The following is a 14,466-nucleotide window of genomic DNA, read 5'->3' on the forward strand; positions in this document are numbered from 1 at the left end:
CTTGAAACGCTGCGCATTTTATTGCAACTGTGTTGCATTTGCAAAAAATTAGTGTGATGATACATGCCCGAACGCTGTTTCAGGGTTTTCAGTTCATGCTTGCGACAATTTGCCGCTGGTCCCGCTCAACTATCCAAAACCTTTTGCCGCGAGTATGATTCGCCTGTTTTGGTGCTCGCGGCCGGGTTCTCGGCTGCAGTTAAACGGGAAACACGCGTCGGCCGCCGGTCGACGACACAACGTGTGCTGCCCCCGCAACGGTAAAACAGGCGCCGCATTCATTGCGGCAGGTCGCCTCCGAGGTCCACTGTGCGTATTGGCATGGGAAGGCGTGGCGATCGGTCCTGTTAGCCCGGATACCGGCCAGGACGGATGGATGCAGGCGACCGGGGTGTGTCGTGACTGCCTGGCGATATCGATTGTTTTCCTGAAATCTCAGACGCGTGCCGCATGGCGCAGCCTTGCTGCGTGCTGCGCGCGGCTTCGCCACGGCTGTCATCGGACCGGGTCCCTGCTTGCCTTGATCGCGGCGCGGGGAGCCGCTTGACCAGAATCGGCCGCCTGGCGGCCATCGACAGGAAGCAGTGATGAACGCATTCGACAGCAACCCATTCCCTTGCCGCCGCCGGCTGGCCGTTGCGCTGGCGGCCGCCTTCTCGGCCCTGGGCGGACAGGCCCAGGCCAGCGACAGTGCCTTGCCCGAGATCGTGGTCTCGAGCCCGGCCGAGAGCGAGCTCAAACGCGCCGGCACCGCCGCCGGCCGGTTGCAACTGACACCGCTGGAAACCCCGGCCAGCGTCACGGCGATCGCTGGCGACACGATTCGCGAGCGCGGCTACCAGAGCCTGCTCGATGCGCAAACGCGCGCGCCCGGCGTGAGCTCGGTGCCGTTCTCGGGCAACGGCAACAATTCGCTGTCGGCACGCGGGTTCTACGGGCCCAACTCGATCTCGCAGCTCTACGATGGCCTGCAGCTCTACAACGCCGGCGGCGTGGTGACGTTTCCATTCGATCCCTGGAACGTCGAGCGGGTCGAATTGCTCAACGGCCCGGCATCGGTGCTGTACGGCACCGGCTTCATCGGTGGTGCGGTCAACGTGATCCCCCGTAAACCCGATTTCGACCACTCATCCAACGAAGTGCAATTGTCGGCTGGCTCGTTCGGTACCTGGCGCCAGGCCATCGACAGCACCGGCCCGCTCAACGACCAGTGGGCCTATCGCATCAGCGCCAGCCATGTCGGCTCGGACGGCTGGATGGAACGCGGTCGCAGCGACAGCCTGGCGCTGTCGGCGGCGCTGGCCTGGAAGGCCAGCAGGGACCTGACCCTGACGCTGTCGAACGACTACGGCGACATCGATCCCGGCAGCTACGAAGGAACGCCGATCATCGGCGGCAGCGTGATCCGGTCGCTGCGCTATCGCAACTTCAACGTCGACGACGCCCAGGTACGCTTCACCGAGAACCGGACCTACCTGCGCGCGCGCTACCAGGCCACGCCCGAGGTCGTATTCAATAACGATGTGTACCTGATCAAGCACGAACGGCGCTACAGGGAAACCTATACCTTCACCTACAACCCGGCTACCGGCAACGTGTTGCGCTCCAACTATCGCGACATCATCGGCTACCAGACCCAGTACGGCGACCACGGCTACGTCACGATCGACCACCGGTTGTGGGGGCGCAAGAACCAACTGGTCATGGGCTTCGATGCCAACCGCTCGCTGTACGACCGCAACGACAACACCAATAGCGCCGGCAACTTCCCCGGTTCGACCACGGTGAGCGCGTCGGGCTCGGCTCCGGGCAGCTTTGCCCAGGGCACCAGCGCCGCCATGCGTTACCTGTACCGGGTCACGCTCGACCAGGCCGGCCTGTTCCTGCAGGACCGATACCAGCTCGACGACCGCTGGTCGGTGACCGGCGGCCTGCGTGGCGACCACTACCGGACCAGGCGCGACGACAACATCACCCGCAGCACATCGTCGGGCAACACCGATGCGGTGTCATGGAACGGCGGCGTGGTGTTCAATCCGGTCCGCGACACGGCGCTCTATGCGCAATATGCGGTCGCGTCCGATCCGGCCACGTCGCTGGCCAGCATCAGCGCCTCGCAGATGCAATATGCCGTCTCGCGCGGCAAGCAGGTCGAGGCCGGCGTCAAGCAGTCGCTATGGGACGGCAAGCTGGACTGGACCCTGGCGGCCTACCGCATCATCAAGAGCGACCTGCTGACCCCCAACATCAACAACACCCAGGTGTCGGATACGGTCGGCCAGCAATCCTCGCGCGGCCTGGAAGCATCGATCACCGTGCGTGCCTGGCGCAACTGGCGCATCGAGGCCAATGCGTCGGCGCTGCAGGCGCAGTTCGACGACTTCGTGGCCAGCGTCAACGGCCGCCCCGCCTCGCTGCGCGGCTACCGCCCGCAGTTCGTGCCCAAGCGCACCGGCAACCTGTTCGTGGCATGGAACTTCCTGCCGCAATGGGAACTGCGCAGCGGCGCCCACTATGTCAGCGACCGCTATTCGGACAACACCAACGTCTCGCGCCTGCCCGCCTATACCGTGCTGGACGCCGGCCTGGCCTGGCGCGTCAACGAGCGTCTGAAGTTCGACCTGCGCATCGACAACCTGGCCGACAAGGTCTACGCCGCATCGACCTATGCGGGCACCGCCACCCAATGGGTGCTGGGCGCGCCGCGCAGCTACACCCTGGCCATGAACTATGGCTTCTGAGCGCAGGCCTGCGCGCGCCTGGCGGCCATGGCTGGCGGCGTTGCTGCTGGCCACGCTATGCTGGCCGGCGCTGGGCGCCGACCTGGCGATCCTGCAACGCCAGGGTGGGCAACTGCACATCACCGACGACGTCGGGCGCGAATTGCGCCTGGCGGTGCCGCTCAAGCGAGTGGTGGTGTTCAATCGCTACACCACCGAATTCGTGCGCGCCATCGGCGCCATGGAGGCGGTGGTCGGGGTCGACATCGACGCCGCCCGCAGCGGTGGCTACTGGCCCACGGTGACGCCGGCGATGCTGGCCGGGCAGGGCCAGTCCAACCCCAACTTCGAGGCGATCGTGGCAATGCGCCCGGAGGTGGTGTTCATGCCGCGCAACAGCGATTGGCAGAAGGCGGCCCAGGTGCTGGCACGGTTTCACATCACGGTGGTGGTGCTGACCGCGTGGGATGTCTTGCGTCACGAGCGCAACGTCGCATTGCTGGGTGAACTGTTCGGCCGGCAGCCGCGCGCGGCGCGCCTCAATGCGTTCTATCGCGGCTACCGCGACCTGCTGGAGCAGCGCCTGGCCGGAGTCACCCGCCAACGCGTCTATATCGAGGAAGTCGGCAACTACAAGACCCTGCTCAAGGGCTCGGGCTGGCACGACATGGTCGAACTGGGCGGCGGGCATAACGTATTTGGCGATGTGCAGATCGGATCGCAGTTGGCGCGCGGTAGCGTGCAGGGCTTCGCGGTCGATCCGGAGGAAGTCGTCGCCCGCCAGCCGCAGGTGATCATCAAGCTGCAACCGGCCCAATACCAGCCGCATCCGCGGGCGTTCTCGCAACAGGTGCTGCAGGGCATTGCCTCCAGGCCCGGCTTCGCCAACCTGCCGGCCGTCACCAGCGGCCAGGTTTATCACCTCAGTTACTACCTGGCCGGTGCCTGTTCCAAGATCATCGGTGCATTGCAGATCGCCAAGTGGCTCTATCCCGAACGTTTTGCCGACGTCGATCCCGAGCAGGTCATGGCGTTGTGGCTGGAGCAGTTCCAGCAGGTACCGGCCCACGCAGGCTATTGGGCGTCGCTGGCGCAGTGGCGTCGATGAGCGGCGGCTTGCATGCGCGCCTGCGCCAGCAGCAACGCCGTCGCCTGTGGCTGTGCGGCGGCACCGTGGGCTTGCTGGTGCTGCTGGCCGTGGCCTCGCTCAGCCTCGGTGTGCGCGACTTCGGCCCGCTGCAGGTGCTGCAGCTGTTGGGGGTGGCCGCCGACGATGCGGGTGCGCGCGCGGTACTGCTGGAGCTACGCCTGCCGCGCACGGTGATGGCGCTGGTAGCCGGCGCCGGCCTGGCGCTGTCGGGCGCGGCGATGCAGGGTGTCACCCGCAACGTCCTGGTAAGCCCCTACACCATGGGTATTTCACCGGCGGCGGCGTTTGGCGCCTCGCTGGCGATCCTGGCCGGCGCCAACCTGGGCGCGTCCGGCGCCTGGCTCATCGTTAGCGCCGCCTTTGCCAGCGCCGTGATATGCGCGCTGCTGGTGCTGGGGCTGGCCGCCCTGCGCGGTGTCACGGCAACCATGCTGGTGCTGGGCGGCATCGGCCTGACCCATCTGTTTGCGGCGCTCACGGCCAGCGTGCAGTTCGTCGCCAGCGAGCAGCAGTTGTCGGCCATCGTGCAATGGACCTTCGGCTCGCTCAACGGCATCACCTGGCATGAAGTCGGTATCGCCGCCGCGGTGCTGGTAGTGTGTGCGCCGGTACTGCTGGCCCATGCCTGGGCGCTCAATGCCTTCGCCGCCGGCGGTGACGAGGTGGCGGCCTCGCTCGGCTTTCCGGTAGGGCGGGTACGCACCGTGGTGACGGTGGCTGCCGTCATGATCACCGCTGCCATCGTCAGCTTCACCGGCGTGATCGGTTTCGTCGGCCTGGTCGCACCCCATATCGCGCGCCTGCTGGTGGGCGGCGACCATCGCTGGTTGCTGCCGCTGGCGGCCGCCTGTGGCGCGATCCTGGTGCTGGCCGCCGACACGGCCGGCCGCCTGCTGCTGGCGCCGGTGATCGTGCCGGTCGGCATCGTGGTGGCGTATATCGGCGTGCCGTTGTTCCTTCATCTGCTGCTGGGCAGCCGACACGGGGCGGAGCTGTGATGCTGAAACTGGATGCCCTGCACTACCGCCATGGCGCGCGCGAAGTGCTGGCCGGCATCGACCTGCGGGTCGCTGCCGGCGAGGTGGTCGCCCTGCTGGGACCCAACGGCGCCGGCAAGAGCACGCTGCTGCGTTGTATCAACCAGACCGCCGGTCCCTATCGGGGGCGGATCACCCTGGACGGACATGACGCCCGCCTCATGGGACGCCGCGAACTGGCCAGGCGGGTATCGTGGGTGCCGCAGCAGGGTGGATCGAGCATGGCCTTGCGGGTGGTCGACATGGTGCTGCTGGGCCGCGCACCGCATCGCCGACCCGGCAGCGGCCGGCGTGACATGCAGGTCGTGTTCGACATCATCGAGCGCCTGCAACTGCAGCACCTGGCCACGCGCGCGGTCGATCGGCTCAGCGGTGGCGAGCGCCAGCGCGTCATGCTGGCGCGCGCCATCGCGCAGGAAAGCAGCCTGGTGCTGCTGGACGAACCCACCAGCGAGCTCGACCTGCGCCATCAGCTGGAGACCATGGCGTTGGTGCGCGAGACGGCGCGTGAACGCAACGTCGCGGTATTGGTAGCGATCCATGACCTGGCGCTGGCCGCGCGCCTGGCCGACCGCCTGGTGCTGCTGTCGGAGGGACGCATCCACGCCGACGGCGCCTGGCAGCAGGTGCTGAGCACCGAGAACCTGCGCGCCGTCTACGGGGTCGAGGCCATCGTCGGCAGCCACGGCGAGCTGCCGTATGTGATGGCAGTGGCGGGCCGGACATGACCCGGTCGCGGCCATTGATCGCCTTCGACCAATCGTTCTGCCTGGCCGGCCAATCCCACGCCCAGGCGCTGCGCGACACGCTGCACCTGGCGCGGCAATGCGAAGGCTTCGGTTATCACCGCTTCTGGGTCTCCGAACACCACGCCAACGGCGCCATCGTCGGCAGCGCGCCGGAGGTGATGCTGGGCGCGCTCACCGCGCTGACTTGCCGCATACGCCTCGGCGCGGCCGGCATCCTGTTGCCGTTCTACCCGCCGTTCAAGGTAGCCGAACAGTTCCAGGTACTCGAAGCCCTGGCACCGGGGCGCATCGACCTGGGACTGGCGCGCGCGCCCGGTGGCGAACCGGCGATCTTCTCGTTACTGAACCCGCACGGCAGCAGCGAGCGCGCAGGCTTCGACGCCAAGGTCGCCGAATTGATGCACTGGCTGGACGGCGGCAGTGACAGCCGGGTATTGCCGCGCACCGCAACCAGGGCCGTGCCGTGGATGCTGGTGACGTCGGTGGCGGGGGCACATAGCGCCGCCCGGCTCGGCTTGCCCATGTGTTTCAATTACTCGGCCGAGCAGAGTCGTGGCATCGAGGCGGCCGTGTTCGCCGCCTATCGCGCCGGCTTCACGCCATCGGCCTGGCTGGAGCGGCCATACACGGCGATGATGTTCTTTGCATTGGCGGCGGCCAGCGCCGAACAGGCGCGCTACCTGTTTTCGTCGCGCGCGCTATGGCGCATCCGCCTGGACCGGGGACAGCGGCTGCCGCTGGAGCCACCCGAGGTGGCCTGCCCGATCATGTCCGACCCGGCGCATGCGGCACGTATCGCCGGCCAGCTCGAGATCAACCTGGTGGGTGACGCCGCCGGTGTCGCCGGGCGCATCGCCGACATTGCCGGGCGCGTCGGCACCGACGAGATCGGTGTTACCAACTGGGTATATCACCTGGCCGACCGGGTCGACTCGTTTCGACTGCTCAAGGCGGCATCGAGTTAGAAAAACGGGACGTCCGGTGCGACCAATTGTCGCAGTCGTGTTCCACCCGGTATCGTCGAACCAGGCGCAATGCCTTATCGGTAAAGACTTGTAGGCGATATTCCCGGTTCCTGGCTGCATCGATACCAGGTGCCGTCGGTCGCTGTCGGCGTTAGAATCGGCGCCCATGAGATCGAACCCCCATCGCCAGCGCATCACCGCCTGGCTCATCATCGCCTGCATCGTCGGCATGTTGAGCTCGGGCTTGGCGCATGCATTGGCGGGACCGGCCCCGGCCACCCCGTGGCAAGAGATCTGTTCGCTCGATGGCGCCAGGCAGGTCGGCGACCACGGCAGGCAGGACCACGTCCAGGCCGCGCACGTTGCCCATTGCGCCTTCTGCAGCAAGTACGACCATGCAACGGCGCTGTTGTCGCAGGTCGACATCACGCTGCCGCAGCGCTTGCGCGAGCCGTCGCCCACGGCTTGCGTGCTGCCTGCACCGCCCAGCGCCACGCCCGAATGGACGCACCGGCCCCGAGGCCCGCCGGCCCACGTCGCCATTCGTTGACCCGTACCCGGTCGCGCCACGCGCGCCGGTCCGCCTGCACCCGCGCAGGCCTATCGCATGCCTCATTGATCATGACCCACCACCCCCGGCGGCCTGGCCGCATCACCTTTTCGTTGCTGCTGTGCCTGAGTTCGGGCGCGCAAGCACAATCCACCGATGCATTGCCGCAGATCACCGTCGACGCGCAAGGCCCGGCGCAATTGCAGAACCCGGTGAGCGTGGGCTCCCGGCTCGACCTGACCCCGCTGCAGAACCCGGCCAGCGTCAGCGTGCTGACGCGTGCCCAGCTCGAGGAGCACGGCGACATCGGCATCGTCGACGCCATCACCCGCGCGCCCGGCTACAGCAGCCTGGGGCATCCCGGCAACAGCGGCAGCTCGTTGTCGGTGCGCGGCTTTACCGATACCACCTCGGTGATGCGCCTGTACGACGGTGTGCGGCAGTATGGCGGGGTAGGGGTGAGCTTTCCCTTCGATACCTGGAGCGTGCAGCGCATCGAGGTGCTGCGCGGCCCTGCCTCGGTGATCTACGGCGACGGCGCCATCGGTGGCGTGGTCAACGTGGTGCCGAAGAAGCCGACCCGCGGCAAGATCGACAACGAGATCGAGGCCACCGTCGGCAGCCACGACATGCGCCGCCTGGGCCTGGGTAGTGGCGGGGCGATCGACGACATGCTGTCCTATCGGATCGATATCAGCGGCGACCGCTCCGATGGCTGGGTCGATCGCGGCAACACCAACAACCTGAGCTTCTCGGGCGCGCTGCGGCTGGACGTCAATCCCGACCTGTTCCTGCAATTGAGTTATGCCCAGGGACACCAGCGGCCGATGCGCTATTTCGGAACGCCCCTGGTCGATGGCGTGCAATTGCCGGCGCTGCGCGAGAAGAACTACAACGTCGGCGACAGCGTCATCGACTATCGCGATCGCTGGGCCCAGCTCGAGGCCCAGTGGGCGCCCGACAGCGACACCACGCTGCATACCCGGTTCTACCAGGTCAACAGCAACCGCTACTGGCGCAATGCCGAACGCTACAGCTACAACCCGGCCTCGGGACTGATCGACCGCGGCGATGCCACCGAGATCCGGCACGACCAGACGCAGACCGGCAACACCACCGACGCTACCTTCAAGGGCCGCCTGCTGGGCTTGCAGAACCAGGTGTCGGTGGGTTTCGACATCAGCAGCAGCAGCTTCAAGCACACCAACAATACCTACAGCGGCAGCGTCAGCCCGGTCGACCCCGTCAGTTTCGATCCGGGCACCTATGCCAGCCCGGTGGCGTTCGTTCCCCGCTATCGCAACAAGGCGCAGCAATATGCGTTGTTCGCCGAGGACAAGCTCGAGCTGACCGATGCCTGGACCGTGCTGGCCGGCCTGCGCTACGACCATGCCGATATCTCGCGCAACGACCTGGTCGACAGCGCCAACAATTTCGACCAGAACTTTTCCAATCTCGGCTGGCGCGTCGGCAGCGTCTACGCCATTACCCCCGAACTGAGCGTGTATGGCCAATACGCCCGTGCCGCCGACCCGGTCAGCGGGATGCTGTTCCTGACCCAGGCCAACAGCCAGTTCGACTTGTCCACAGGGCGCCAGCTGGAAGCAGGGGTGAAGCAGGTGTTCTGGAACAAGCGCGGCGAGTGGACGGTGGCGGTCTATGACATCCGCAAGAACAACCTGCTCACCCGCGACCCCGGCAATCCGACGCTGCGCCAACAGGTGGGCGGGCAATCCTCGCGCGGCATCGAAGCCAGCCTGGCGCTGGAACTGGCGCGAGGGCTGCAGCTGGAGCTGAACGCCACGCTGCTGCGGGCGCGCTTCGACAACTTCAGTGAAGCGGTCGGCGGCGTGGCCGTCTCGCGCAACGGCAACCTGCCCACCAACGTGCCGCAACGGCTGGCAAATGCCTGGCTCGGCTGGGACGTCACGCCGGCGTGGAGGGCGAGCGCCGGCCTGCAATATGTCGGCCAGCGCTATGCCGACAACGCCAACACGCTCAAGCTGCCGGCCTATACCACCACCGACCTGGCCTTGCGCTGGAAGGCCACGGCCGCCACCACCGTCACGCTGCGCGGCAACAACGTATTCGACAAGCGCTATTTCGCCACTGCCTATTACACCGATACGCAATGGTTGTACGGGCCGGGCCGGGAGGTGCAGTTGAGCGTCAACCACCGCTTCTGATCCCATGTCGTCGACCATGTCGCTGCCGGCGCGCCTGCGCCGCTGGACTTACCTGGTGCATCGCTGGTGCGGGGTCTTCGGCTGCCTGCTGATGGCCTTGTGGTTCGCCAGCGGCGTGGTGATGCTGTTCGTCGGCTATCCCAAGTTGAGCCCGTGGCAACGGTTGCAGGCGTTGCCGGTGCTGGCCGACTTGCCGTACCTGTCGCCGACGCAGGCGTGGGGGCGCACCGATATCACCGGCCTGGTCCTGAATGCGGCCAACGGGCAGCCGCGCTATGTCCTGCGCGATGCCAGTGGCAGGTTGTCGACGCTGGATGCGCTCACCGGCAGGCGCATCGGCCCCGTTGACCAGGCCGGCGCCTTGCGTTCGGCACGCGTGTTCCTGCCGGGGGCCGGCGGCCAGGTACTGGGCAGCCTGTGGGAAGACCGCTGGACCCATTCACGCGCGCTCGACCCCCACCGGCCGCTGCACCAGGTGCAGATGCAGGACGATGCCCGTACCCTGCTGTATGTGTCCTCCAGTACCGGCGCGGTGGTGATGCAGGCCACCCGTAGCGAACGCTATTGGAATGTGGTCGGCGCCTGGCTGCATTGGCTCTACGTGTTCAGGAACCAGCCGGTCGATCCGGTATGGACCTGGACTGTCATCGCCCTGTCGGCCACATGCGTGGTGCTTGCCTGCAGCGGCATCGTGGTGGGACTGTGGCGTTGGCGTTTTGGGCGACCCTATCGTTCCGGTTCGCGCTCGCCCTTCGCGGCGGGCTGGATGCGCTGGCATCACCTGCTCGGTCTTTCGTTTGCCGCCATCACGCTGACCTGGATCTTCAGTGGCCTGATGTCGATGAACCCGCTGGGCGTGTTTTCGGCGTCGACCGCACCCGACCTGGCGGCCTATGCCGGCGCGACGGTGGCCGCCCGGTCACCAACGCCGCTGGCGCCGCAGCCGCTGCTGCGCGCGCTGCAGGCGCAAGGTTTCGCGGCGGTGGAGCTCCAATGGCGTACGCTAGGTGGATCGGCTTATGTGCTGGCGCGCGACGCCGCCGACCGCACCCGCATCGTGACGCAAGCCGGTGGACCAGTGGTGATTGCGCGGCAATGGCCGCGTGCGGTGCTCGAGGCAGCCGCTGCCAGCCTGTTGCCAGCGCCGATGGTGTCGTCGCAGGTGCTGGCCGGTTACGATGATTATTACTATCGGCGCGACCAGCAATCGATGATGGGCGGGTCCGAGCGACGGCTGCCGGTCTTGATGGTGCAGTTCGCCGATGCCGGCCGGACCCGGGTGTATATCGATCTCTATACCGGCCAGGTCGAACTCGGCCTGGACCGCGCACAGCGGGTCGGTCGCTGGTTGTTCAGCCTGCTGCACAGCTGGGACCTGGGCCCGATGCTGGCCATTGCCTGGCGGCGCCAGGCGGTGCTGGTGTCGCTCAGCGCCGGTGGGCTGCTGCTGGCGCTGAGCGGGGTGGTGATCGGCTGGCGGCGCGCGCGCAAGTCGCTGCGTTCGCGCCGCGCCTGATGCTTAATGCACCAGCTGCCGCTGGTCCAGTGCGAACACGCTCACCAGTTGCGCCAGCTTGGCTGCCTGGTCCTGCATCGAAGCCGCCGCCGCGGCGGCTTGCTCGACCAGCGCCGCGTTCTGCTGGGTCACGCCATCCATCTGGGTGATGGCGCGATTGACTTCTTCGATGCCGGCGCTCTGTTCCGAACTGGCGGCGCTGATCTCGGCCACCACATCGGTCACGTGGCGCACGCTGTCGACGATCTCGCGCATGGTGCTGCCGGCCTGTTCGACCAGTTGGGTGCCGGCATTGACCTTGTCCACCGAGTTGCCGATCAGGGCCTTGATCTCGTGGGCCGCCGTGGCGCTGCGCTGGGCCAGCGAACGCACTTCCGATGCCACCACCGCAAAGCCGCGGCCCTGCTCGCCGGCGCGCGCCGCTTCCACTGCCGCATTCAGGGCCAGGATATTGGTCTGGAAGGCGATGCTGTCGATCACGCCGATGATGTCGGCGATGCGCCGCGAGGCGTCGTTGATCTCGGTCATGGTGTGGATCACGCGGCCGATCACCTCGCCGCCGTTGCCGGCCACGGCCGACGCCGACGCTGCCAGCTGGTTGGCCTGGCGCGCGTTATCGGCGTTCTGGCGCACGATGGAGGTCAGTTCTTCCATCGACGACGCGGTTTCTTCCAGGGCGCTGGCCTGCTCTTCGGTGCGCGAGGACAGGTCGAGGTTGCCGCTGGCGATCTGCTGCGAACCGGTGGCGATGGTGTCGGTGCCGGTACGCACGCCGCTGACGATGCCCGACAGGCTGTCGCGCATGGTCTTGATCGAATGCAGCAGGCTGTGCTGGTCGCGCGCACGCAGCGTGATCGGCGTGGCCAGGTCGCCCTGGGCGATACGCTCGACGATGGCGGCGGCGTCGGACGGCTCGCCGCCCAGTTGGCCGATGATGGAGCGCAGCATATAAGCCGCGATGGCGGCGATGATGGCCATCATTGCCCCGCCCAGCACCAGCAGGATCAGCGCATTGCGATAGAAGGCGGTATTGATGTCATCGATGTAGGCGCCGAAGCCCACGGTCCAGTCCCATGGCGCGAACTTCACCACCGCATACAGCTTCTGCACCTTCTCCACCGTGTTGGGTCGGGTGCCCTCGGCCACCAGGGTGCCGATCTCGCGTCCGGCCAGCGCCGCGCGGTAGCGGTCGCCGTCTTCCTTGGCGGTCTTGTCCTGGATGCCGACCCGCTTGGGATTGGGATGGACATAGTTGACGTCATCGGTATAGCCGCGCACGAAGAAGTAGTTCTGGTCCTTGGCGAAGCTGCCGATGATCAGCTTGGCTTGCGCCTGCGCCTGTTCGCGTGTCATCTGGCCCGCCTGTTCCGAAGCGTGGACCTTTTCCAGCGCCGCCTTGGCCAGCGTCACCAGCAACGACAATTGAGCCGTGCGCTCTTCAAGCATGGTGCGCTTGAGGGTGTTGAGCGACACCATCGCAATGATCACGATGCCCAACAGGGTGGGGGCGCACAGCAGGAGGATCTTGGTCCGCAACTTCACTTGAATATTCCCTTTCGGCAATGAACAAACGTTCGTTTTAATTGAGCCGATGATCTTACGTGCTGGAAAGTCGTATGAAATGCGGGAAAAGAGCGGTATTTCAGTGCAATGGCGGACAAGGTATTGTCTTTTTTGCTATGTCCGATAAAAACTCATCAATGCTCACCTACCTCGGTTCGAGGCTTTTTCCTCTGTCGACAGGCTGCCGGCGGCCGGTAGCATGTCCGTTCCATCCATCCATCCATCGAGGAGCAATCATGGCCATCGAAGACAGGGTTCCTACCCGCGCCAATCCCAGTCCGGCACAATCGGCCGGTGACGCCACCAGCCGCCAGCCATGGCGCAGCGACCACATCGAAAGCCGCGAGACCGACACCGACGTAGCCAACAAGGAAATCGCCAAACCGGAAGTCGAGGTGGTGGGCAAACGGCCGGAGCGGGCGGGCTGAGTCACCATTGCACTCGCTGCAACGATGTTTCTCCGCTAATCCGATAAAGAAGTCGAGGCGATGCGCCGTCGATGCATTCGACGGCGTTTTCGCTTGCGGCGTCGCCGGCGAGCCGGCCCGCCTGGTCATACGCCCGGCATGCCACCTACATCCCCGAATAGTTGGGCCCGCCGCCGCCCTCGGGCGTGACCCACACGATATTCTGGGTTGGGTCCTTGATGTCGCAGGTCTTGCAATGCACGCAGTTCTGGGCATTGATCTGCAGGCGGTCCGAGTGGTCCTCGTTCTTGACGAACTCGTACACCCCCGCCGGGCAATAACGCGCTTCCGGTCCCGCATACTGCGCCAGGTTGACCTGCACCGGCACCGCCGGGTCCTTCAAGGTCAGGTGCGCCGGCTGGTTCTCGCTGTGGTTGGTGTTGGAGATGAACACCGACGACAGGCGGTCGAAGGTCAATTTGCCATCCGGCTTCGGATAGGCGATGGGGGCGAACTGCGAGGCCGGCTTGAGGCACTCGTGGTCGGCATGGGCGTGATGCATGGTCCACGGCGCACGGCCACCCAGCAACACCTGGTCGATCCCCACCAGCAAGGTGCCGGTGACCAGGCCCCGGCTCATCGATGGCTTGAAGTTGCGCGCCTTGTGCAATTCTTCCTTCAGCCACGACTGCTCGAAGGCGGCCGGGTAGCTGCTCAATTCGTCGCGCTGGCGGTCCTCGCCCAGCGCATGGAAAGCGGCTTCGGCGGCCAGCATGCCGCTCTTGATCGCGGCATGGCTACCCTTGATGCGCGACGCATTGAGGAAGCCCGCATCGCATCCGATCAGGGCGCCACCGGGGAACACCAGCTTGGGCAGCGACTGCACGCCACCGGCCGTGATCGCCCGCGCCCCATACGAAATACGCTTGCCACCTGCGAAGAACCTGCTGATCTCGGGATGGGTCTTATACCGCTGGAATTCCTCGAACGGCGACAGGTAGGGGTTTTCATACGCCAGGCCCACCACATAACCCACCGCTACCTGGTTGTTATCCATGTGATACAGGAACGACCCGCCATAGGTGTCGTTGGCCAGCGGCCAGCCGGCGGTGTGTATCACCAGGCCCGGTCGATGCAGCTCGGGCTTGATCTCCCACAGCTCCTTGATGCCGATGGCATAGGTCTGCGGGTCGCGCCCCTGGTCGAGGCCATAGTTACTGATCAATTGCTTGCCCAGGTGCCCGCGCGCGCCTTCGGCGAAGAAGGTGTACTTGGCGTGCAGCGCCATGCCCAGCTGGAATTCGCCGGTGGGCTGGCCTTGCTTGTCCAGCCCCAGGTTGCCGGTGGCCACGCCCTTGACCGACCCGTCTTCGTCATAAAGTACCTCGGCCGCGGCAAAGCCGGGGAAGATCTCCACGCCCAGCGCCTCGGCCTGCTGGCCCAGCCAGCGGGTCACGTTGGATAGCGAGATCACGTAGTTGCCGTGGTTCTGGAAGCAGGCTGGCAACAGCCAGGACGGGGTCCGGTAGGCCTTGCTGGCGGACAGGAAAAGGAAGCGGTCTTCGCTGACCGGCACATTCAAGGGCGCGCCTTGTTCCTTCCAGTCGGGGATCAGTTCGGACA

11 protein-coding genes and 1 riboswitch are annotated in these 14,466 nt (G+C 66.0%); of the genes, 9 read left to right on the top strand and 2 right to left on the bottom strand.

Annotated features, from left to right (window positions below):
- The first annotated feature begins 152 nt into the window (after positions 1-152).
- A riboswitch (cobalamin riboswitch) is annotated at positions 153-383 on the top strand.
- 204 nt (positions 384-587) lie between these two features.
- The 8 genes from PMI40_RS22495 to PMI40_RS22530 all read left to right on the top strand — a co-directional run bounded on the left by PMI40_RS22495 (position 588) and on the right by PMI40_RS22530 (position 10,873).
- Positions 588-2,741 carry a TonB-dependent siderophore receptor gene (locus tag PMI40_RS22495; RefSeq protein WP_008120287.1) on the top strand — a complete coding sequence of 718 codons (2,154 nt, stop codon included), beginning with the start codon at positions 588-590 and terminating at the stop codon, positions 2,739-2,741.
- Positions 2,731-3,828 carry an ABC transporter substrate-binding protein gene (locus PMI40_RS22500; protein ID WP_008120289.1) on the top strand — a complete coding sequence of 366 codons (1,098 nt, stop codon included), beginning with the start codon at positions 2,731-2,733 and terminating at the stop codon, positions 3,826-3,828. The genes PMI40_RS22495 and PMI40_RS22500 overlap by 11 nt, the downstream gene beginning before the upstream one ends.
- Complete coding sequence (locus tag PMI40_RS22505; RefSeq protein WP_008120291.1) at positions 3,825-4,868, top strand: iron ABC transporter permease; 1,044 nt, start codon at positions 3,825-3,827, stop codon at positions 4,866-4,868. Before PMI40_RS22500 ends, PMI40_RS22505 begins: the two co-directional genes overlap by 4 nt.
- The gene (locus PMI40_RS22510) at positions 4,868-5,635 is read left to right on the top strand and encodes an ABC transporter ATP-binding protein (protein ID WP_008120293.1); all 768 of its coding nucleotides are present in this window, start codon (positions 4,868-4,870) and stop codon (positions 5,633-5,635) included. Before PMI40_RS22505 ends, PMI40_RS22510 begins: the two co-directional genes overlap by 1 nt.
- Complete coding sequence (locus PMI40_RS22515; RefSeq protein WP_008120298.1) at positions 5,632-6,621, top strand: MsnO8 family LLM class oxidoreductase; 990 nt, start codon at positions 5,632-5,634, stop codon at positions 6,619-6,621. Before PMI40_RS22510 ends, PMI40_RS22515 begins: the two co-directional genes overlap by 4 nt.
- A 166-nt stretch (positions 6,622-6,787) precedes the next feature.
- Positions 6,788-7,171, top strand: coding sequence for a DUF2946 family protein (locus PMI40_RS22520; RefSeq protein ID WP_008120300.1), 384 nt, complete (start codon positions 6,788-6,790; stop codon positions 7,169-7,171).
- A gap of 71 nt (positions 7,172-7,242) precedes the next feature.
- Entirely contained in the window at positions 7,243-9,357 is a 2,115-nt protein-coding gene (locus PMI40_RS22525; RefSeq protein ID WP_008120302.1) for a TonB-dependent siderophore receptor, read from the top strand.
- A gap of 4 nt (positions 9,358-9,361) precedes the next feature.
- The gene (locus PMI40_RS22530; protein ID WP_008120303.1) at positions 9,362-10,873 is read left to right on the top strand and encodes a PepSY domain-containing protein; all 1,512 of its coding nucleotides are present in this window, start codon (positions 9,362-9,364) and stop codon (positions 10,871-10,873) included.
- Between the two features lie 3 nt (positions 10,874-10,876).
- On the opposite strand, the gene PMI40_RS22535 is transcribed toward PMI40_RS22530, so the two are convergent.
- Complete coding sequence (locus PMI40_RS22535) at positions 10,877-12,415, bottom strand: methyl-accepting chemotaxis protein (RefSeq protein WP_008120306.1); 1,539 nt, start codon at positions 12,413-12,415, stop codon at positions 10,877-10,879.
- Between the two features lie 257 nt (positions 12,416-12,672).
- On the opposite strand from PMI40_RS22535, the gene PMI40_RS22540 reads away from it, so the two are divergent.
- Positions 12,673-12,864, top strand: coding sequence for a hypothetical protein (locus PMI40_RS22540; protein WP_008120309.1), 192 nt, complete (start codon positions 12,673-12,675; stop codon positions 12,862-12,864).
- A gap of 145 nt (positions 12,865-13,009) precedes the next feature.
- Here PMI40_RS22540 and PMI40_RS22545 read toward each other — a convergent pair.
- The coding region (locus PMI40_RS22545; RefSeq protein ID WP_008120310.1) for an electron transfer flavoprotein-ubiquinone oxidoreductase at positions 13,010-14,466 on the bottom strand (1,457 nt) is incomplete at its 5' end.

Source organism: Herbaspirillum sp. YR522 (assembly GCF_000282575.1).
GTDB lineage: Bacteria > Pseudomonadota > Gammaproteobacteria > Burkholderiales > Burkholderiaceae_D > Herbaspirillum.